This window comes from Mycobacterium sp. UM_WGJ, assembly GCF_000455125.1.
Classification (GTDB): Bacteria; Actinomycetota; Actinomycetes; order Mycobacteriales; family Mycobacteriaceae; genus Mycobacterium.
On sequence record NZ_AUWR01000048.1, the window covers coordinates 1 to 19834 of the forward strand.

Sequence of the window (19834 nt, forward strand, 5' to 3'; positions counted from 1 at the left end):
AGGAATGGCGCCATGGGTGGAGCGCCGTGACCACACCGACCAAGAAGTTCTTCCGCGAATGGCGCACCCGACCGCTGGAGTCCTACAACACCACTTGGCTGGGGTTCGGGGCCCTGGCCGTGGTGGCCGTCGTGGTGGCCGCGGCACTGTTGGTCAAGGTGATCGGCTTCGGCTACACCCGCTACTCCGCGGAGTTCGCCCAGGCCGCCGCGCTGGCCCCCGGGAACCCGATCATGGTCGCCGGCATCGAGGTGGGCCGGGTGACGAGCATGCGACTGGCCGGGGATCACGTGGTGGCCGGCCTGACCGTCCGCAACGACGTCCCCCTGGGTAAGGACACCCGGGCGAAGATCCAGGTGATGACGATCCTCGGGTCGCGGTATCTCAAGCTTGAGCCCGACGGCCCCGGCTCGCTGCCCGGCAAGCGGATCGACCTCGCCCACACCGAGGTTCCCTACTCCCTGGAGTCACTGCTCGAAGACGCCACCACCACCTTCGACCAGGTTGACTCCGACCAGTTCGGGCAGTCCCTGGCCGTGCTCGGCCAACAACTCAGCGGGCTGCCGCCGGTGATTCCGCAAGCGATGGCCAACCTGCACACGCTGTCGAAGATCACCGCCGACCGCCGCGACCAGCTGGGCACCCTGCTCGCCAGCACCCAGCGGGTGGCCACCACCCTGCGCAACCAGCAGACGCATCTGGGAAACCTGGTTGATCAAAGCCAGGACTTCATCGGCGAGCTGGTGGCACGGCAGAACACCTTCCACGCCATGATGGCCGCGTTGACCAGTCTGGCGGGCCAGCTCAACAGTGTCGTGGTCACCGACCGCGCCATGCTCGACGACATGCTGGTCAATATCCGCGCTCTCTCGGACATGCTCGGCCAGCACGACGACCTGCTGCGCAGCCTGCTCCAGTCCGCGCCGCCGCCGCTGCGGGGAATCACCAACGCCACCGGCTATGGACCCGGCATCGAGTTCTTCGCCGGCAACGGGATCGCGATCGACTCGTGGATGTGCGCCATCAGCGGCCGCGCCAAGCAGTTCGGCATGATCGAGTACTTCAAGGACTGCAAATGAGCGCGACATCGACGACCGCGGCAGACGACCCGATCGAGGAGCCGGCAGACACCGACTCCACGCTGCCCGGCACCCAGCCGGTAGCTGCCGGCAAGAGTCGTCGCGGGGTCAAGGCGCTGGTGGCGACGCTGATCGCCGGTGCCCTGATCATTGCCGTCGTGGCCGGCTCACACCTCAACCCCTTCGGCGGGCACATCACCGTCACCGCCCAATTCGACAGCGCCGCGGGTCTTTACGAAGGCAATGTGGTCGCGGTGCTCGGCATGCCGGTCGGCAAGGTCCGCAAGGTCACCCCCAAGGGCGAGTACGTCGAGGCGGAGTTCACCGTCGACCGCGGTGTGAAGATCCCCGCCGACGTCAACGCCGTAACCATCAACACCTCGATCCTCACCGCGCGCCAGATCGAGCTGACCCCGGCGTATTCGAGCGGCCCGGTGTTGGCCGACCGCACCACTATCGGGCTGAACCGCACCCGCACACCGGTGGCGTTCGATCGCGTGCTGGACATGCTCGACAAGGTCTCCAAGTCACTCGGCGGCGACGGCAAGGGCAACGGGCCGGTGGCCGATGTGATCAACGCCGGCGCCGATATCGCCAACGGCAACGGCGAGAAGATCAAGTCGGCACTGAGCGAGCTGTCCCTGGCCCTGCGGCTCAGCTCCGACCGTGGCGAGGCGACCGGCGACCAGTTGACCACGATCATCACCAATCTCAGCTCGCTGATGGACGCCGCGGCCCGCAACGACGCGAAGCTGCGTCAATTCGGTTCCACCACGCGTCAGTTGAGTCAGATGCTGGCCAACGAGGACTTCGGTACCGGGCGCACCGGGCGCAAGTTCAACGAGATCATCAGCCAGGCAACGTCGCTGCTGCAGGCCAATCGGGACCACCTCAAACAGAGCATTCTCAACGGCGACACCGCCGTAACGACCTTCGTGGACAAGCAGCGCGACCTGGCCGAGCTGATCAACCTGCTCCCGCTGACGCTGGAGAACCTCTACAACGCCGTCGACTCCAACAACGGAGCGGTCCGCCTGCACGCACTGGTCGACAAGATCCTGGTCGACAGCCAAAGCACCAAGGAACTGTGCAACATGATGCACCTCCGGCAATTGGGATGCGGCACCGGAACCTTGGCGGACTACGGGCCGGACTTCGGCCTCACCTATGTCCTGGACGGCCTTTCGATGATGGGACAGTAGACGTGACACCACGATCGAGACGGGCACCGAGGACTGCCCTCGCCTTGTTGTGCAGTGCCGTCATCGCCTCGTCGGCAGCGGGCTGCGGCACCAGCGGGCTGGACAGCCTGCCGCTGCCGGCCCCGGGTATCGGCAGCGGGGGTTACCTGATCACCGCGGTGTTCGCCAACGCGCTCAACCTGCCCAGCCACGCCAAGGTGAAGCTCTCGGGTGCCGACGTGGGCCAGATGGAGTCGATGGTCGCGCGCAACTACACCGCGGTCAGCACGCTGCGCATCATGGACGGCGTCCGAATTCCGGTGGGCAGCACCGCTGAACTGCGGTCAGCCACACCGCTCGGGGACGTCTTCGTGGCGATCAAACCGCCGACCTCCGTTGACCCCTCTGCGCCACTGCTCAAGGGCGGCGACTCCATCGGACTGGATGCGACCACCTCGGCCGCCACCGTGGAGTCGGTGCTGAGCTCGGCAGCGCTGCTGGTGAACGGCGGCGCCGTGCAGAACTTCACCAACATCGTCAACGGCGCCGGGAAAGCCACCGGCGACCAGGGCAAGGCGTTCGGGAAGCTGATCAACCAGTCCAACGAGCTGCTGGCCAAACTCAACGCCCGATCCGGGGAGATCGAGACGGCCCTTCGTGAGACCAGCCGGCTCGCCGACCAACTCGATGCCCGCAGCGCCGCACTCACCGACGTGCTCAACGCGGCGGGGCCGGCGACCGACACCCTGGTGGACAACACCAGCCAGATCGCCGACCTGGTCGAGCAATTGGGCGCGACCAGCCGACAGCTGGCCCGGTTCCCGTCGATTGCCGGGACCGACGATTCCGGGCACAGCTTCATCAAGGACGCCAACGTGGTGGCCGGTGCGTGGAACGACGTGGCCACCGATCCCAGCACCAGCCTGGCCGCCCTCAACCGGCTGATGGCGCCGTTCATCAAGATGACGGCAGGTTCGGGTGTTTCGATGCACGCCAGCATCGACCGCCTGGTGTGGGGTTCCATGCCCGACGCCGGGTTCAAGGGCGACCCGGCGTTCCACGGCCCGAAGCGCTACGACTGGGCCAAGATGGCCGGTTCGATCAAATACGCGCTGTGGCGGCTGCAGGAACGCGTGGTGGGTCGCGGCCCGGACACCGACATGGGCCAAGCACCGTGGACGGCCGTCGGCCCGCCGATACCGCCGACCCCGGCGGAGGTTGACGCCGAAGACGCCGCGCCCGGCCCACTGATACCGAGGCCCACACCATGATCGACGCACTCAGTCGCCAGATCGTGGCCCTGGTCCGCGCCGGCTACCGGCGCAAGAACCTGCTGTCCGGGCTCGCGTTGGCAATGACCCTGGTGGTGGCGGTCGGCTACCTGCTGGTGGGGGCACTGCGGGTGAACCCGGCACGATCGACCTACCAGATCACCATCGCACTGCCCGATTCCGGCGGACTGCTCACCAACCAGGACGTGTCGGTGCGCGGCGTGCCGGTCGGCCGGATCGAGTCGCTGCGAATCACGCCGCAAGGCATCGACGCGGTCGCCAACGTCGACTCGAAGGTGAAGATTCCCGCCGCCAGCCCGGTACGCGTCTCCGGCCTGTCAGCGGCCGGCGAGCAGTACATCGACTTCGAACCCCCTTCGAACGACGGTCCATTCCTGTCGGCCGGCAGCGTGGTGTCCCGGGATCGCGCGACGACGCCGATTCCCATTTCGCAGTTGCTCGCCGACGCCGACGGCATGCTGGCCCAGACCGATCCACGCAAACTCGATCTGATCAAGAAGGAGCTCAGCCTCTCCGACGAAGGCCCGCGCAAGCTCACCGACATCGTCGACGGCGGCACCTTCCTGCTGTCCACCCTGGATTCGGTGCTGCCGGAGACAGTGAGCCTGCTCAGGTCGAGCCGGATCGTGCTGACCATGCTCAGCGACGTCAACAACGGCATGGCCGCAACATCAGCCAATCTCGACAAAGTGTTCAAGGGCGTCACTTCGATGATCGGGGGATACCACCGATTGGTCGACCAGGCTCCGGGGATGCTGGCGCAGGTCGACGCGCTGTTCGACGACAACTCCGACACCATGGTCGGGCTGCTGGGGAATCTGGTCACCCCCGCTCAGCTGCTCTACGTGCGCACTCCCGCGCTCAACGCCCTGTTCCCCAACTACCGCGGTTCCACGGTGGAGGCGCTCAGCTCGGCCATCCACGAAGACGGCATGTGGGCGACCGTCGACATCTACCCGCGCTACACCTGCGACTACGGCACGCCCCGGCGCCCTCTGTCCCAGGCGGACTACCCGGAGCCGTTCCTGTACGGCTACTGCCGCGACACCGACCAGTCCGTGCTGGTGCGCGGCGCCCACAATGCGCCACGCCCACCCGGTGATGACACCGCTGGCCCCCCGCCCGGTGCGGACCTGGCGGCCACCACCGACCCGACCCCCAAGGGCCGCTACACGATTCCCACCCCATACGGCGGGCCGCCACTGCTGATCGAACCGCCTCGTTGATGCTCAAGGAGATGCCGCGGTGAGCACCGCCGACGAACCGACCGCCGAGACCACGCCCGAGGACGTGGAATCCACTGCGGTTGAACCGGAGTCGAAAGCCGTCGAGGACGCGGACGAGGCCGCCACCGTGGAGTCGGCGGTAGCACCGGCACGCAAGGGTCGGATCCCGTTGCCAGTCGTGGCCGTCGCAGCCGCTTATGTCACCGTGTTCGGGCTGGTCTTCGGCCTCGGATGGCAGCTGGCGCAACAGGAGCGGGTCTCTGCGGCGGAAACAGCTGGACGCCAGGCGGCGGTGGACTACGCCCAGGTGTTGACCAGCATCGACTCCAACAAGGTCGATGACGACTTCAGCGCGGTCCTCAACGGCGCGACCGGGGATTTCAAAGACACTTACACCAAGGCCAGCGTTCAGCTGCGGCAGCTGCTGATCGACAACAAGGCGACCGCACAGGGCACGGTGGTGGAGTCCGCCGTGCAGTCCGGTTCCAAGGACACCGTGGTAGTGCTGTTGATGGTCAACCAGACGATCACCAACACCACGCGGCCCGACCCGCGGGTGGACCGCACCCGGATGAAGATGACGATGCAGAATGTCGACGGCCGGTGGCTGGCGAGCAAAGTCGAATTGCCTTAGGAGGCAGGCTATGTGGGCGACCCGGCTACTGACGGGCATGCTCGCCGCGGCACTTGCGGTGGCCACGGTGTCCGGGACACCGGTCGCCGGTGCTTCAGCGCCGTCGTTCTGCAGCGGGCTGGGCGGCAATTGGGACGGGCAGTACTGCACCACCGACGTGCAATCCGAGCGGCTGGCCACCCGCTATATCCGGATGGCGGTGCCCGGAGACCTGGTCGACCACCCGGTCGCCGGTCCCCCGATCCGTGACTACCTGTCGAAGTTGTTCAACAACTGGCGCAGTAAAGGTGCCTCGATGGTGGCCGACAGCTGGGGAAATGAGAACTACGAGATCTTCCAGCACGGAAACGCATTGACCGCGGTCTTCCACGAGGACTACCACTCCGACGGTCCCTACATCAACAACGCCTACCGCACTTTCACGTTCGACATGGGCGCCGGCGGGCGGCAGTTGCAATTGGCCGACATCACCAAGCCTGGGATCGACCCACTGGCGACGATCCCGCAACTGGGCGAGCCTTACATCAAGGAGGCACTGGACCGGGCGTTCTGGGAGCACCGCCCCGGAGACTATCCCTTTGTCCCGGAGCGCTTCACGCCCGACAAGGTGTTCTCCGGCGGCTACCGGTCGTGGGCGCTGACCCCCGATGAGCTGATTCTCTACATGCCCGACTACCCGGTCAGCCACGACAGTCCGATCCAGTACAACCAGATGCAGTGGTACATGGACGGCGGCAACGTACAGGCGCACATCCCGCTGTCCGCACTGAGCTCGATCCTGCGACCGGAGTACGGCGGGTCCTAACGGAGCCCGGCTAGCCGTACCGAAACAACGCCAGGCTCGCCAGCACCACGATCCCAGCGATCGCGATGACCGGCGCCACCATGATGGGCGTCAACGTGGCCCCGACGACGGCGCCCAGGATCATCACGAAAACGACGCCGTAGCGCAGCTTTCCGCGTTCGCCGGTCCCACCGGCCAACCGGCTGTCCACCCCGATACCGACGATCGTCGAGGTGAGCACCGTGGTGTAAAGCTCCTGAATGCCGAACTGGCGGGCGCTCGAGTTCTGCACACCGAACGCGATCGCCAGGCCGGCGATCAAGAGCAGCTTGCTGGTGCCGTAGTAGTCCAGCACACCCATGCCCGCCAGTGCGGCCAGCACCAGAAGCATCACTGCCTCCAGTCCCAGTGCGATCGTGAGCCAGTAGCGGGGCCGCTGGCCGAAGCTTCGGAACAACCGCCCGCCGATGACCGCGCCCAGCAGGAATCCCGCCACCGCGACGATCGCAGCGGTCAGATCGAATCCGGTGCTGGGGACGAACAGGAACCCCAGGAAGATCGCATTGCCAGTCATATTCGCCACGAATACCCGGCCGAGCACCAAGACACTGACCGCGTCGACCAGACCCGTGGCGAAGGTCAGCAGCATTAGCGCGATCACCGTGCGCCGCTGCGACAACGGCGACGCGATCGGCATGCTATCCGCTAACCCTCGTCCGGTCCTGGGCTAGCCCTGGAGACGTGGAGTCAGGTCCAGCGAGGTGATGGTGGGCATCCTGGTGACCACCCACCGGTTCTGGTCGCGCTTCATGAAGAGCCGGTAGGTCAGGTACTTGATCTGGGGGATCGATTTGCTCAGTTCGCTGGTTGCCGTGGTGTTGGTGTAGACGATCACCGTGGCCTCGGGACCATTCAGGGTCTCGACGGCCGCACCGACGATCTCGGTGGTGTCGGTGACCCTGGCCTGCTTGTTGCTGTCCGCGATGGCGTCAATGAACTTGCGGTACTGGGCTTCCAGGTCGCCACTGAGATAGACCGAGGCCCGATCCGGAAGGGAATCCATGTTTTCCGGGGTGTAGTTCCACAGCGTGTGGATCGCCCGGGCCGCAGTCCTGGCGATGTCGAGCTTGATGGCCACCTCCGCGCGATCCAGGAGATACGGCTGGGCCGCGGCGCCCGCAAACGCGGCGGCGCCCACGAATGCCGCGGCCGAGAGCGCAACCGCAAGCCGCACACCGAACTTGCCCCGACCCGGGCGCTTCGCCGCCGCCTGCTCGGCGACGACCGACTCCTGGTCCTCGGCTTCGGCCTCGGTCTCGGAGGCTTCGGTCTCAGAAGCCTCGGTCTCGGACTCCACCTCGGCGGCGTCGGCTGCCGGCTTGAGGTCGTCCGTCGGCTCAGCGGTGGGATCGATTTCCGGATCGACCTCTGTCCCGGAGGACGCGTCGGTCACAGCACCTGGTTCAGATTGCTGATCTTCCACTGGTCCCCTTCCTTCTGTGCTGTGGCGAGCCAGCGGGTGGCCACCTTGACATCGTGCTTTCCGTCCGATGACTTACTGGTGTTCTCCACCGCCACCAGCAAGCTCACGCTGCCATCGTCATTCCACCGTTCGACACCGGCCGCTCTGACCAGCCCGGTGGTCGGCTCGCTACGCGCCACCGCGATCAGGATCTGATTGGCCTTCTCCTGGTATTGCTCGGCGAAATCGCCGGTTGCGTGGTCCAGGACATTCGCCAGGTAGTCGTTGGCGTGGAATGGATCTGGCGAGGTGAACATCGTCATGAACGATTCGACCGCGTCCCGGGCCTCGATGTTCCGCACCACTGTTCGCCGGTGTTGCTCGTGGGTTATCAGTGTCATCGCGCACACCGCGATGGCTGCGGCGGTCACCACAAGCGAACTGGCGATCACCATCGGCAGCCGTCGACGCCGGGGCGCCACCTGGGCGACGAAGAGCGGTTGGTCCTCGGTGGGCACGCGGCGGCGGGGGCTCATTTCGCCCCCTCGGCCGGCAACGGCTTGCTGACCACCGTCAGGTCGTCGACGCGCCAAGTCCCCGAGGTCTGCACGAACACGACTTCGACGGTAGCGCTGATCAGGCGCTCCTTTCCGGCTGTGCCGCGCTGGCCCTGTAAGAACAGCAGCATGGTGGCGCGGTGCGGAGTCGCGTTGATCACCGCGGCATCGGTCACCCGGTAGAAGTTCGGAACCGGCTGGGCATCGCGGATCGCGTCCTGCTGAGGCACCAGTTGCTGACGATATTTTTCGGTGGCCAACGACTGCGCACGTTCGAAGTCGTCCTGCAGGGTCTCCGGGTCGTAGGACAACATGTCCGCCACGATCTTGGGTCCCTGTCTGGCGATCTCAGCCTGGGCCAGAACCGATTTGTGGTCGTTCTGATAGACCACGCTGTACGCCGCGCCGGCAGCGGCGAGGCTCAGCGCCGCCGCTGCCACGAATACCCTGGCAGTCACGGCTCGGACGTTCGCCGGTGGCTTGCGCTCGCCGGCCTGGCGTACCTCGGTGCGGGCCAGCACATCGGCGAAGGTACGCCCCCGGCGGTCCCGCATCGGCCAAAGCCAGCCCAGCAGGACCGGCACCGTGTCGAGCAGGTGCGCGACCTCACGAAGCAACAGTCGGCTCACACCGACCGCCGGAGCCGAGCTTGCGCCACGGACCACTTCGATGCCGGTGACGGCGCGGCCCAGGCTCCACCCCTTGAGCGCCGGCAGAAAAATTCGATTGACCTCGGTCGCCAGGAACGCCAGCCCCGCGATTCCTGACGCGACCCACCGCCAGAGGCTGTCGGACGGCAGGCACAGGGCGAGCATGCCGGTGCTCGCCATCACCGCCGACCCCGGCAGCAGATCGATGGCGAGCGCCGTTGCGCGGGACCGCCAGCCGGCCGGCTGCAGACGCGGAGCGTCGGCCGCGGTGTCGGTCACCTGGCCACCTGGTCGAGCTTCGCGATCCGGTACTGCCCGTCCTCGCGAACCATCTGGGCCCGCAGCCGGTATCCGACCTCTTTGCCCTGAGTTTCGATGTTGTTGATCTTGACGCGGAATGCCACCAGGACGTCGACGGAGCCGTCCGGGTTGTTGCGCTCGACGGCAGCGCCCATCTCGGTGACATCGGCGTGCACCTTTGCCGCCTGGTAGGCGTGCACGAACATCTCCGCGTACAAGGTCACCTGGGTGCGGAACTCGCCGGCCGTGCAGTTCAGGATCTTCTGCTGCGCCAGCGCGATGTCCCGCCCGTCCGGCGCCTGGGTGGCCAGCACGCACTCCTTGGCCGCTGCAATCGCTTCGGCATTGTCGCGGTCCAGTTGCCGGCTTGCCGCGTGGTCGCGCAGGCCGACGAAGCCGGCGGCCACCAAACCCGCTGCGAACAGCAGTAACAGCACACAGATACCCGCCTGTTGGCGACGGCCCAGACGCGACGGTGCCGGTTGGGCGTCTACCGCCGCCGAGTCGGTCGACTCCTGCGGAGCTTCCTGCTCCGTCTCCGCCACTACATTCTCAGCGTCCAGCGCGTCCCGCGCCGGGGTCTCTGCAGTCTGCTGGTCCTCGTCCGTGCTCACCGGAACGGTGCCAGCATCCCCTTCCATGCGTCGTCTCCTATGTTCATCGAGTTCTCGACGGAGTATTCGACGCCGTCTGGCCCCACCGCCTGGCCACTCTGCGGATTGTAGATCGCGGATGGACCCCCACCGGGGGTGTAGATGCAGGGGTTGGGTTGTTGCCCATTGCACTGCACGCTACCCGTCCCCGGCCGGGACAGCGGGTCGCTGGTCGGCGGCGGTGTCGCCGGCACCATGTCCGCGGGTAGCGGGTTCAGGCCGGTGTTGACCGATGGCGCCGGGATCACGTGACCCGGCTCGACGGGCTGGTCACAGCGAGCGCCCAGCGCCGGGCAGTTCCGGATCTGGTTGGGGTCGCCGTACCAGGGGTTGGTGCCCAGCGGGACGTACGGCTTGTCGCTGCGGCATTCCTTGGGTGTCGGGGCGCGCTTACCGGGCACATCCACACATGGGATGTTGCGGACACCGCGAACATTGTTGGCCGGGGTGTCCTGAGGGATCCGGCAGGCCACGTCCGGCAGCTCCGCCGGGCTGGTGTCTGCAAACGCCCGCCACTCCGACGCCGGCAGAAAGCCGGTAAAGCAGGGCGGGGGCGAGTTCAGGCTCAAGCCCGGAACCGGCACCGGGAAGATGGGGCCGGGGAACGCCCCGAGCGCAACGCCCATCGAGCCTCGGCCCGGGTAGGTGGCGGTCACGGTCTGGATGATCGACCCGGCCTGCGGGAGGAAGACCAGCACCTGCTCGGTGTTCCGGTTGTACCGCTTGGACATCTCCGTCAGGATCGCCATGTTGGCCATGAGCTGCGGCAGCGAGTCCTTGGTCTCGCTGAACACCGTGTGCACCTGGTCGATCAACGGCGGCAGGTCCGAGACGATGTGTTTCACCGTGTCTTCACGGCTCGCCGCCTGACTGGCCAGCACATTCAGGTTGCGCGCCCATTGGTGAATCGCGTCGCCGGATTGGGTCTGGCTCTCGATGATCGGCGCCGATTTCTCCACGATGGCGTCGACGTCATCCAGATTCGCCGTGAAGTCACCGACGATGGCCTGCGTCGCGTCGACGAGGCGTTGCAGTGACGGGCCCAATCCACCGACCGCCGTCGCGGTCTCGTCCAGCAGCGACGAGATCTTTCCGGTGGGCAGCGCCGCCAATCCGCGATTGGCGGTGTCCAGCGCCGGACCGATCGCCGACGGGACGGTGCTCTTGGTGATCGTCTGGCCGGCCTTCAAATATTGGCTCGGGTTGTCGGCGGACACCAGATCGAGGTACTGCTCGCCGATCGCCGACACCGAGTGCACATTGGCACTGGTGTCGACCGGGATCTTGTACTTGCTGGAGATCTGGAACGTGGCCTGCGCCCCGGTCTCGGTCGGTTCCACGCTGGTGACCCGGCCGATGATCGTCCCGCGGTAGGTCACGTTGGCGGTCTTGTACAAACCGCCTGCCTCGGGCAGATCGGCCTTCAGCGAGTACTGGCCCACGCCGGCCAGCGTCGGCAGCCGCAGGTAGTAGACACCCAACACCAGCAGCGACACCGCCGTCAGGATGCTGAAGATAACCAGCTGGCGCTTGATCTGTGGTTTCAGCAATTCCGGTCAGCCCTTTCCACATACGGACCGCCGGGCGCGGTGGCCGGGTTCGGCGTGTACCGAACGTCCGGGATCATCTTCGCGGGGTCGTGACCAAAGGACTGCTCCAACGCCCGCAGCATCCCCGAGAAACCGGTTCCGGTCAGGATCGCGTTGTCGATGGCCGCGTAACTCAGGTCCACCACGAGCGAGGTGTTGATGAAGTCACCGCGCACGGCCTTGAAGGCACCGTCGACGTGATACGGCGCGGTGATCATCACCTGCAGCAGGTCAGGCAGGTAAGGCGAAGCCTTGCGCAGTTCGCGTGCCGGGCACTGCATCGAGGTCAGCACCTGGTGCAGATCGGACCGCGCAGGTGCGATCTGCTGGTTGACCTGTGTGCCCATGGCGCCCAGCGCCTCGACGGCGTCGATGAAGATCGACTGTTGCGCGTTGAAGTACTTGAACAACGGCGGGAAGTCGGTCAGGGCCTTGTCGAGGCTGTCGTTGTGCGAACCGAAGTAACTCAGCAACCGGTTGCTGGAGTCGATCGCCCGCGTGATGTCCTCACGCTGATCGTTGAGGCTCCCGATGAACGTGTCCAGCTTGGTCAGGAAGGCCCGGATCTCATCGCCCCGCCCATTGGACAGCGCGGCGAACTCCGTGGTGATGGTGTCCAGGTCCGACAACCCACCTCGTTGCAGCAGCAGCGCCAGCCCAGCCAGGGTCCGCTCGATCGTCGGGTAGGACGAGGAACTGCTCATCCCGATGGTGTCACCGTTGCGGAGTTCACCCTCGGGGTTCTCCGGGGCCCTCAACTCGATGTGCTGCGAACCCAACAAGCTGGTCTGGCCGATCTTGGCCGTCGCGTTGCGCGGCAGGTGGACATCGCGGTTCAGCCGCAGCTTGAGTGTGGCGACCCAGTTCTTGAGCTCGATGCGCTCCACCGCGCCGACGAAGACGTCGGCGACCAGTACGCGGCTGTTGCCGTTGAGCGCCAAGGTGTCGGGCACCTGCACGTAGACCGTGTAGGCGCCGGGTCCACTACCCGGTCCGCCGGGCAAGGACACGTTGGCGATCCCGCGCCAGCTGCTGCACGACGACAGCGTCAGAGCGGCCATCAGCAGTACCAGCGCCTGCAAGCCGCGGCGGCTGACCGTCTTCATCGCGGTACTCCGTCCCATTAGCCGTCACCTCGCGGTGCCAGCGGTGCCACCGGCCCGGGGACCACGTTCGGACCCGGCGGCGGCGGTGCAATCGGTGCCTGGCCGGGCGGCAAACCGATGAACGGCAGCGGCCCTGCGGACTCGTCATACGAGTTAGGCGGCCCAGGCGGAGTCTGGTACTGCGAGTCGACCGGAGCCGGGTCGGGTCCGCCCATCAACTGCGCCAACGACTCTGGCGTAAGCAGCCGCGCGGTGTCGTGGCCGGGCTCCACACCCTGCATGCCCGGCGCGGTGATCCAGCCCGGCTGGGTGTTGCGGTGCGAGGTGGGGGTGTCGGGCACCCAGATGCCCGGGACGGTGGTGTCCTTGTACCCCGGAGGCGGCTGCAGGCGCGGCTCGGAGTAGGCGATCTCTTTCGGCGTGGTGTACGCGCTGTTCCAGATGTTGATACCGAACGGCAGGTAGTTGAACTTGATCGCGTCGGCCACCGGTGCCAGGTATTCCGCACACAGTTCCGCGGAGTCCTGGTAACCCAGTCGGCTGCCGGCCTGGATAGCGCTGCACAGGAACTGCATCGGGTTCGCGAAGTTCGCGATGACCGGGTTGCTGAGCACCATGCCCTGTGCCGGGTGGTAGATCTCGTCGACGCCCGCCAGCACGTTCGGCAGGATGTGCAACGCGGTCTCGAAGCCCTCCAGCGCCTCGGGCTGGGTGATCGCCGTGCTGACCTGCTCCACGTTGTTGATGCTCTGCACCAGCGGCTTGGCGTTCTGGTTGAGGAACGCCTTGATGATCGTCATGGTGGCGTAGAACTGGTCGGTGGCCGTCGCCAGGGCCTGGTCGGTGCTGTTCAAGTTGTTGGTGAACTTGGCCAGATCGTGGTTGAGCGCGACGAACTGCTGGTCGTTATGGTCCAGTGCCTTGACGAACAGCGACAGGCTGCGCACCACTGCGAAGAAGTCGCCGCGGCCCTTGTTCAGCGCTGTCAGCGCGGAGGAGAGGCTGTCGAAGGCGGTGTTGATCTCCGAACCCTTGCCCGAGAGGCTGTCGGCGAAGGTCTCGATGGCCTCACCGATCGGGCCCTTGGGCTGCTCGGCCGTGGGCCCGAGCTTGTTGATGATGTTGGTGACGTCGTTGCGCAGGGTGTCCCATTCGACCGGGACCTCGGTGCGCTCCTCGGGGATCACCGCTTTGTCGGCCAACACCGGCCCGCCCCGGTAGGGGGGCTCGAGCTGGATGGTCCGCGACGCCACCAGGGTCGGGTTCAAGATGATCGCCGAGGCGTCGGCGGGCACCTTGTACTTGTTGTTGTAGTGCAGGGTGACCTTCATGTGGTCACCCGCCGGCTCGATCTTGTCGATCGCGCCCACGCGAACACCCATGATCTGTACCGCGTCACCGGGATACAGCGCGTCGGTCTGCGGGAAGTAGGCGACCACGGTGGTGCTGTTCAGCTTCCGGAACAGCTGCACACCGCCGAAGCCGGCCGCCAGCACCAAGGCCAGCAGCAACGATCCGATGATCACCGTCTTGCGCGAACGCTCGGGAAGCTGCCGGTTGCGGATATCAAAGATGGTGCTCACGGGCGCTCACTCCCTCGCGCGCCACCGCCGCCACCGGGCGTGCTGTTGCCACCTTCGCCCGGGGTGATGAACGGTGCGGGTAGTTGGTTGCCGGGTCCGGGCGGTGCCGGAGGTCCGGGGGCCAAGGGTGCCGGGGGCGGTGCTGCGCCCGGGTTGGCCGCGGCCGGGCCCGACACCGGGCCCAAGGGCTCGGTGCGTCCGCCGGGGTTGGCGTCGGGCATCGGAACCGGAGTACCCGGCACCAATGGCGGCGTCTCACCCGGGCGACCCGCGATAGAGATGCCCGGCGATGACGGGATGCCATCGGGGTTCGCCGGCGAGACCAACACGTCGGTCGGGCCGGGGTACGGTCCGCTTCGTCCGAACGGGCCGTCATTCGGGTCCAGGTTGGCGCACGGCAGCGGGTTGCCCGGGGTCGGGAACATGCCCGCGGCAGGTGCGTAGGAGCATGGAGATCCCGGCGCGACTGCGGGCCCCGGGTGCTCGGGCGTGCCCTCGATCACCTGAGGAGCAGGCGGCGGGGCACCGTTGGCGAACCGGGTTCCGTTCGGGTCCGGGTAGCGGAACTCGGGCAAGCCGGCGTTGCGCCAGAATTCCTCGGGCGAGATGCCGCGCTTCTTGAACGCCGCGTCGACCCACGGCTGCAGGATCCAGTAGGGGATCAGGTTCAGGGTCGAGACTTTGAAGTACGGTCCCGATGCCATCGCCTCGTTGACGATCGTCAGGTACCTACCCAAGATGGTGAACATCTCCCGGAGGTCATCCTGGCGCCGGACCAGCATGCCGGTGATGTTGGAGGCCTCTTCGAACACATGGTTCAGATCCAAGCCCGGGTTGTCCCGGACCAGGCCCTGAACCTGTTCGCCGAAGTACGCGATGTTGCCGAGCAACGCCGAGATCGCCTGGCTGCGCTGGTTGACCGCGGCCGACAGGGTCTGGGTGTTGCGCAACAGCGCATCGATCTGCCCGCTGCGGGCGCCGACGACGCTCGCGATTTGGTTGCTCTGGGCCAGCAAGTGAGTGATCTCGTCGTCCCGCTTGCCGATGGTGTCGGAGAACTTCGCGACACCATCCAGCGCGGCGCTCAGGTCGGGAGAGGTCTGCTCGACGGTTTCCGAGAGCACCTTCAACGACTTCTTGACCGTGTCGATGTCCCAGCCGGAAGCGGCCTTGGTCGCGTCGAAGACCGCGTCATAGAGCTGATAGGGCGTGGTGCTCTGGCCCAGCGGCAGGACCGCTTGCGGGGCGATGCGGTGCTCGCCCTTCGGTTCGATCGACAGGACCTTCTTGCCCAAGATGGTGTCGGTCTTGACTCCGATGATGCTGTCGCTGCCGATCGGGTTGGCCCCGACCGAGAACTTCACCAGCACGTGGTCGCCGGCGATGGACAGGTCCTGGACCTTGCCGACGTCCACGCCCGAGATGCGCACCTTATCCCCGGCGGTCAGGCCGCCGGTGTCGGAGAGCTCGCCGTAGTAACTGGGCTCGGCGAAAAGCATCGGCACCGTGGTGAAGGTCTGCCCCACCAGGGTGACCAACGCCAGCGTCGCGACGCCGATGATGCCGATCCGTGCCCGGTTGGGCGGTTCCAGAGTTCTCACTGGGGCGTGCACCTCCCCGTCGGCTGCTGCCACAGACGAGCGTTGCGGATCGGGCCGCCTGCCTGCAGTCCGGGAAGCTTGATGGTCACGTCGCAGAGATAGAAGTTGAAGAAGTCACCGTAGACACCGGTGCGTCCGATCAGCTTCATCGCCTTGGGAATCTTCTGCAGAATCTGGTCGACATCGTCGAGCCGGTCGGGCGGCTCCGGACCGGCGACCGGGAAGATGCTGTGCAGCTGCTTGCGGTTGTCGGCCAGCAGATCTGCGAGGTTACCGGCAGCGTTACCGAACTCCGCCGTGCCGTTGGCCAGGCCCGGGGCGTGGCTGTTCAGCCCCTTGACCAGTTTGTCGAAGTTGTCGACCGTCTCGTCGAAGGTCTGCCGATGCCGGACCGCGGTGTCCAGGACCACGTTCAGGTTCTTGACCACTTCACCGATGGCTGCGTCCCGGTCGGCGATGTGGGCAGTCAGCTGAGCGGTCTGCTGGAGGATGTCGTTGATGGTGCCGCCCTGGCCCTGGAAGACCGTGACGATGGTGGACGCGATGGTGTTGATCTTCTCGGGGTCCAGTGCGCGGAACACCGGTTTGAACCCGCCGATCAGCGCATCCAGGTCCAGCGCCGGCTCGGTGCGGGAGGCGGGGATGAAGCCGCCGATGGGTAGCCGCTGGTCGGCGCCCTCGCCATCGCCCCGCTTGAGCTCCAGGTACCGGTTGCCGATGAGGTCGGAGTAGCGGATCTGTGCGGTGGTGGACTGAAACAGCGGCAGCGAACGGTCGACGTCGAAGTCCACCACTGCCCGACGTCCACCGTCGACCAGCTTGACCTTCTTGACCTTGCCGATCTCGACCCCGGAGGCACGCACGAACTGTCCCGGGCGCAGGCCGCTGGCGTTGCTGAATTCGGCGGAGTAGCCGGCCGTCCGGTCGAACCGGATCTGCCCGAAGACCACGACGAGTCCGACCGTGAAGAGCAGCAGCACCGAGCCGACGGCGCCGAGTTTGAGGGCGGTTCTGGTGATGTTCATGGGTTAATCGTGTAATCCCCGACTTGGCGACCCCAGACGTAATCAATGGCCAGGGGCGATCCGGTATCAAAGTGGTTGTACGGCGCTTGGCTGACTCCCGTGTCGGCCACCAGGTAAGGCGCCGGCCAGAAGTCGTGAGTGATCTCCTGCCAGCAGCCCGGCGCACCGCCTGGGCCACCGCGAGCGTTGTAACGCGGCAGGTTCTCGGGATAGATGTACGGGTTGGCCGGTCCGACCAGCTCACTGTTGGTAGCGAGCGAGTAGCCGTCGCCGCCGAGGAAGTCGTAGACCTTGGGTGCGCCCTCGGCAAGGTTGCGGATGGCGCAGAACAGCTCGGGGCTGTACTCGTCGAGCAGCGCCGACACCGGGACCAGGTCGGAGAACTGTGCCCGGAAGTACGGCCCGAACCGCTCCGTGACGTCCGCTCCGAGGTTGCCCACTCCGGCGGCGCCCAGCAGTGCGGCGTCGAGCTCCTTCTGCTGGTTGGTGATGGTCTTGACGGTCACGACCGAGGTGTCCAAGAACCCGACCAGGTCCGGTGCTCCGTCGGCGTAGATCTCGCTCAGGTTCGCGAATCCCTTGAGGTCGCGACGGAAGGAGGGCATCCGCGCGTTGACGTCGTCGAGGATCCGGTTGCCGTTGACCAGCGATTCGCCGAGCTTGTCGCCCAGCCCGGTCAGCGCCTCGGCCGCGGCATGCAGCGTCAGGTTCAGTTTGATCGGGTCGACATGCTCCGAGATGTTGTTGACGGTCTCGAACAGGGTGTTGAGCTCCGTCGTCACCGAGGTCGCGATGATGCTCTTGGTGGTGATGCGTTCCCGCGAGGGGTGCTCGGGCGCGCTCAGGGATACGTACTTGTTGCCGAACAGGGTGGTCGCCATGATGTCGGCTTTGACGTTCGACGGGATCAGCTTGATGTACTTGGGGTTCACGTCGAGGGTGAACTTGGCCGCCGGCTTGTTCTCGTACTCCGTCGGCGCGATCTCCGCGACGCGACCGATCTGGACACCGTTGTAGGTGACCGGTCCGCCCGGGTCCATCACCAGACCGGCGCGCGGGGCCACCATGGTCAGTGACGTCGTCTTGGTGAAGGCGCCGCGGAACTGGCCGTAGACCAGTGCCCCGATCAGCGCCAGCACCGCGAAGGTGACCACGCCGGCCACCTTGAACGGCGGCTTGTGCACTCTGTTCTGCTTCCCGGTAGCCATGCGCGTCACATCGTCAGGTTGAAGTTGGGGTTGACGCCGTAGAGCGCCAACGCTGCGAGCAGCACCACCGTGGGAACGGTGATCAGGGACAGCCGCATCGACTGGCCCACCGCGGCGCCGACACCGACCGGGCCGCCGCTTGCTTTGAAGCCGTAGTAGCAGTGCGTGACCATCACCACCACCGCGATCACGATGGTCTCGATGAACGACCAGAACACGTCATCGGGTCTCAGGAACGTTCGGAAGTAATGCTCGTAGGTGCCCGACGACTGCCCGAAGAACAACGTGGTGACGATCTGCGGTGCGGCGAACGCCATGATCAGCGCGAGTGCGTACAGCGGGATGATCACGGTGAAGCCGGCCACCACGCGAGTCGAGACCAGATAGGCGATCGAGTTGATGCCCATCACTTCGAGGGCGTCGATCTCCTCGCTGATGCGCATCGCGCCGAGCTCGGCGGTGGCGCCGGCTCCGACGGTCGCCGCCAAGGCGATGCCGGCGTTGACCGGTCCGACCACACGGACGTTGACCAGGGCCGCTGCGAAACCGGTGTAGGTCTCCACGCCGATGTTGCCCAGTGAGGTGAACCCCTGGATCGCGATCAGCGAGCCGCCGGCCAGCATCACGAAGCCCATGATGGCGACGGTGCCGCCGATCACGGCCATGGCGCCGGTGCCCATGCCCAATTCGGCGACCAGGCGCAGCGTCTCGGTGCGGTACCGGCGCAGCGCCCAGGGGACCTCTCGGAGGGCGGTCAGCGAGAACCAGCCGAGCCGACCACTCCTTTCGAGTCCACGGCCGGCCATCCCGACGTAGCGCTGGTAGTTCGCGACCAGCCCGGGAAAGCGACCCCGGACCACTGCCGATGTCGACATGTCAGGTCCCCGTTCCGAACTTCACGCCGATCGTGGTCAGCACCACGTTCACGGCGAACAACGCAAGCACGCACAGCACGACCGTTTCGTTCACGGCCGTGCCCAGGCCCTTGGAGCCGCCGCGGACGGTGAGTCCGCGGTAGCAACCGACGAGGCCGGCGATAAGTCCAAACACACTGGCTTTCACCGTCGAGATGATCACCTCGGGCAACCCGGTGAGCAGAGTCAACGTGGACAGGTAGGCACCACCGGACACGTTCTGCAGGTAAACACCGAACAGAAAGCCTCCGGTCAGACCGATCACGATCACCAAGGCGTTGAGCAGCAGGGCCACCACAGTCGCTGCGATCACCCGCGGCACCACCAGTCGATGGATCGGGTCGATGCCGAGCACTTCCATCGCGTCGATCTCTTCGCGGATGGTGCGGGCGCCCAGGTCCGCGCAGATGGCGGTGGACCCGGCGCCGGCGACCACCAGCACGGTGACCAGCGGACCCAGCTGGGTGACCGCGGCGATGCCTGCCCCGGCACCCGAAACGTCGGCGGCACCGAACTGCGCCAACAGGATATTGAGTGTGAAGACCAGCAGAACGGTCAGCGGAATGGCGACCGCGATGGTCGGAATGATGGCGACGCTGGTGATGAACCAGCCCTGCTGCAGGGTCTCACGCCATTGGAACGGCCGTACGAAAAGCGCACGGGCGGTCAGCGCACACATTCTGAAGAATCCGCCGACCATGATCAGCGGCGGCAGCACCCGATCCCGGAGGAAATCGGCGACACGGGGACGCGCTGGAGCTGTCACACCACCCCCCTCACCAGAAATCCCGCCGCACGACTCAGCAAGGAATCGCGTCGCACAGTGTCTTCTCCCGTCCGTCGTTCAGCGAGACCCGCGTCACCTTATCGGCCCGAGGTGCCCTTGGCGACCATCGGACCATACCTGATGGGCGCGTGAGAGGGACATCGAACGGAAGGAACCCGCACGGGTTTCCTACCGGAGAGTAACGTGCCGCCACCTCACCTATC

19 protein-coding genes are annotated in these 19834 nt (G+C 66.0%); 6 read left to right on the top strand and 13 right to left on the bottom strand.

Going from position 1 to position 19834, the window contains the following annotated elements:
• Window positions 1-26 precede the first annotated feature (26 nt).
• The 6 genes from N416_RS0114925 to N416_RS0114950 are packed head-to-tail and all read left to right on the top strand — an operon-like array spanning window position 27 to window position 6217.
• On the top strand, window positions 27-1079 hold the full coding sequence (locus N416_RS0114925) for an MCE family protein (RefSeq protein ID WP_024442909.1): 1053 nt from the start codon (window positions 27-29) through the stop codon (window positions 1077-1079).
• Window positions 1076-2281: an MlaD family protein gene (locus N416_RS0114930; protein ID WP_024442910.1), complete on the top strand. Its 1206-nt coding sequence runs from the start codon at window positions 1076-1078 to the stop codon at window positions 2279-2281. Before N416_RS0114925 ends, N416_RS0114930 begins: the two co-directional genes overlap by 4 nt.
• 2 nt (window positions 2282-2283) lie before the next feature.
• Entirely contained in the window at window positions 2284-3531 is a 1248-nt protein-coding gene (locus N416_RS0114935; RefSeq protein ID WP_051190281.1) for an MCE family protein, read from the top strand.
• The gene (locus N416_RS0114940; protein ID WP_024442912.1) at window positions 3528-4778 is read left to right on the top strand and encodes an MlaD family protein; all 1251 of its coding nucleotides are present in this window, start codon (window positions 3528-3530) and stop codon (window positions 4776-4778) included. Before N416_RS0114935 ends, N416_RS0114940 begins: the two co-directional genes overlap by 4 nt.
• A gap of 19 nt (window positions 4779-4797) precedes the next feature.
• Window positions 4798-5412 (top strand): hypothetical protein, encoded by a 615-nt coding sequence (locus tag N416_RS0114945; RefSeq protein ID WP_024442913.1) that lies wholly within the window; start codon window positions 4798-4800, stop codon window positions 5410-5412.
• A 10-nt stretch (window positions 5413-5422) separates the two neighbouring features.
• Complete coding sequence (locus tag N416_RS0114950) at window positions 5423-6217, top strand: mannan-binding family protein (RefSeq protein ID WP_024442914.1); 795 nt, start codon at window positions 5423-5425, stop codon at window positions 6215-6217.
• A gap of 10 nt (window positions 6218-6227) precedes the next feature.
• Here the strand turns inward: N416_RS0114950 and N416_RS0114955 are convergent, their stop codons facing one another.
• Genes N416_RS0114955 through N416_RS0115015 form a run of 13 tightly spaced genes read right to left on the bottom strand, consistent with a single transcriptional unit; the run spans window position 6228 to window position 19544 of the window.
• Window positions 6228-6893 carry a YoaK family protein gene (locus N416_RS0114955; RefSeq protein WP_024442915.1) on the bottom strand — a complete coding sequence of 222 codons (666 nt, stop codon included), beginning with the start codon at window positions 6891-6893 and terminating at the stop codon, window positions 6228-6230.
• A gap of 30 nt (window positions 6894-6923) precedes the next feature.
• The gene (locus N416_RS0114960; RefSeq protein WP_024442916.1) at window positions 6924-7679 is read right to left on the bottom strand and encodes a hypothetical protein; all 756 of its coding nucleotides are present in this window, start codon (window positions 7677-7679) and stop codon (window positions 6924-6926) included.
• Window positions 7646-8194, bottom strand: coding sequence for a mammalian cell entry protein (locus N416_RS0114965; protein WP_024442917.1), 549 nt, complete (start codon window positions 8192-8194; stop codon window positions 7646-7648). The genes N416_RS0114960 and N416_RS0114965 overlap by 34 nt, the downstream gene beginning before the upstream one ends.
• Window positions 8191-9144, bottom strand: coding sequence for an RDD family protein (locus N416_RS0114970; RefSeq protein WP_024442918.1), 954 nt, complete (start codon window positions 9142-9144; stop codon window positions 8191-8193). The genes N416_RS0114965 and N416_RS0114970 overlap by 4 nt, the downstream gene beginning before the upstream one ends.
• Entirely contained in the window at window positions 9141-9806 is a 666-nt protein-coding gene (locus N416_RS0114975) for a hypothetical protein (protein WP_024442919.1), read from the bottom strand. The genes N416_RS0114970 and N416_RS0114975 overlap by 4 nt, the downstream gene beginning before the upstream one ends.
• The gene (locus tag N416_RS0114980; protein ID WP_024442920.1) at window positions 9776-11368 is read right to left on the bottom strand and encodes an MCE family protein; all 1593 of its coding nucleotides are present in this window, start codon (window positions 11366-11368) and stop codon (window positions 9776-9778) included. Before N416_RS0114980 ends, N416_RS0114975 begins: the two co-directional genes overlap by 31 nt.
• Window positions 11362-12513, bottom strand: a complete 1152-nt coding sequence (locus N416_RS0114985) for an MCE family protein (RefSeq protein ID WP_036458164.1) — start codon at window positions 12511-12513, stop codon at window positions 11362-11364. The genes N416_RS0114980 and N416_RS0114985 overlap by 7 nt, the downstream gene beginning before the upstream one ends.
• A 17-nt stretch (window positions 12514-12530) precedes the next feature.
• On the bottom strand, window positions 12531-14096 hold the full coding sequence (locus N416_RS0114990; protein ID WP_024442922.1) for an MCE family protein: 1566 nt from the start codon (window positions 14094-14096) through the stop codon (window positions 12531-12533).
• Window positions 14093-15697, bottom strand: a complete 1605-nt coding sequence (locus N416_RS0114995) for an MCE family protein (protein WP_024442923.1) — start codon at window positions 15695-15697, stop codon at window positions 14093-14095. Before N416_RS0114995 ends, N416_RS0114990 begins: the two co-directional genes overlap by 4 nt.
• Window positions 15694-16722 (bottom strand): MCE family protein, encoded by a 1029-nt coding sequence (locus N416_RS0115000; RefSeq protein ID WP_024442924.1) that lies wholly within the window; start codon window positions 16720-16722, stop codon window positions 15694-15696. Before N416_RS0115000 ends, N416_RS0114995 begins: the two co-directional genes overlap by 4 nt.
• Window positions 16719-17930, bottom strand: coding sequence for an MCE family protein (locus N416_RS0115005; protein WP_024442925.1), 1212 nt, complete (start codon window positions 17928-17930; stop codon window positions 16719-16721). The genes N416_RS0115000 and N416_RS0115005 overlap by 4 nt, the downstream gene beginning before the upstream one ends.
• A 5-nt stretch (window positions 17931-17935) precedes the next feature.
• Window positions 17936-18805, bottom strand: coding sequence for an ABC transporter permease (locus N416_RS0115010; RefSeq protein WP_024442926.1), 870 nt, complete (start codon window positions 18803-18805; stop codon window positions 17936-17938).
• A 1-nt stretch (window position 18806) separates the two neighbouring features.
• Window positions 18807-19544: an ABC transporter permease gene (locus tag N416_RS0115015; RefSeq protein WP_109413487.1), complete on the bottom strand. Its 738-nt coding sequence runs from the start codon at window positions 19542-19544 to the stop codon at window positions 18807-18809.
• Window positions 19545-19834: the final 290 nt, after the last annotated feature.

Excerpts from the sequence above, each read along its gene's own strand:
- N416_RS0114930 (WP_024442910.1), top strand. The coding sequence starts at position 1,076 with ATGAGCGCGACATCGACGACCGCGGCAGACGACCCGATCGAGGAGCCG.
- N416_RS0114940 (WP_024442912.1), top strand. The coding sequence starts at position 3,528 with ATGATCGACGCACTCAGTCGCCAGATCGTGGCCCTGGTCCGCGCCGGC.
- N416_RS0114950 (WP_024442914.1), top strand. The coding sequence starts at position 5,423 with ATGTGGGCGACCCGGCTACTGACGGGCATGCTCGCCGCGGCACTTGCG.
- N416_RS0114955 (WP_024442915.1), bottom strand. The coding sequence starts at position 6,893 with ATGCCGATCGCGTCGCCGTTGTCGCAGCGGCGCACGGTGATCGCGCTA.
- N416_RS0114965 (WP_024442917.1), bottom strand. The coding sequence starts at position 8,194 with ATGAGCCCCCGCCGCCGCGTGCCCACCGAGGACCAACCGCTCTTCGTC.
- N416_RS0114975 (WP_024442919.1), bottom strand. The coding sequence starts at position 9,806 with ATGGAAGGGGATGCTGGCACCGTTCCGGTGAGCACGGACGAGGACCAG.
- N416_RS0114985 (WP_036458164.1), bottom strand. The coding sequence starts at position 12,513 with ATGAAGACGGTCAGCCGCCGCGGCTTGCAGGCGCTGGTACTGCTGATG.
- N416_RS0115000 (WP_024442924.1), bottom strand. The coding sequence starts at position 16,722 with ATGAACATCACCAGAACCGCCCTCAAACTCGGCGCCGTCGGCTCGGTG.
- N416_RS0115005 (WP_024442925.1), bottom strand. The coding sequence starts at position 17,930 with ATGGCTACCGGGAAGCAGAACAGAGTGCACAAGCCGCCGTTCAAGGTG.
- N416_RS0115010 (WP_024442926.1), bottom strand. The coding sequence starts at position 18,805 with ATGTCGACATCGGCAGTGGTCCGGGGTCGCTTTCCCGGGCTGGTCGCG.
- N416_RS0115015 (WP_109413487.1), bottom strand. The coding sequence starts at position 19,544 with ATGGTCGGCGGATTCTTCAGAATGTGTGCGCTGACCGCCCGTGCGCTT.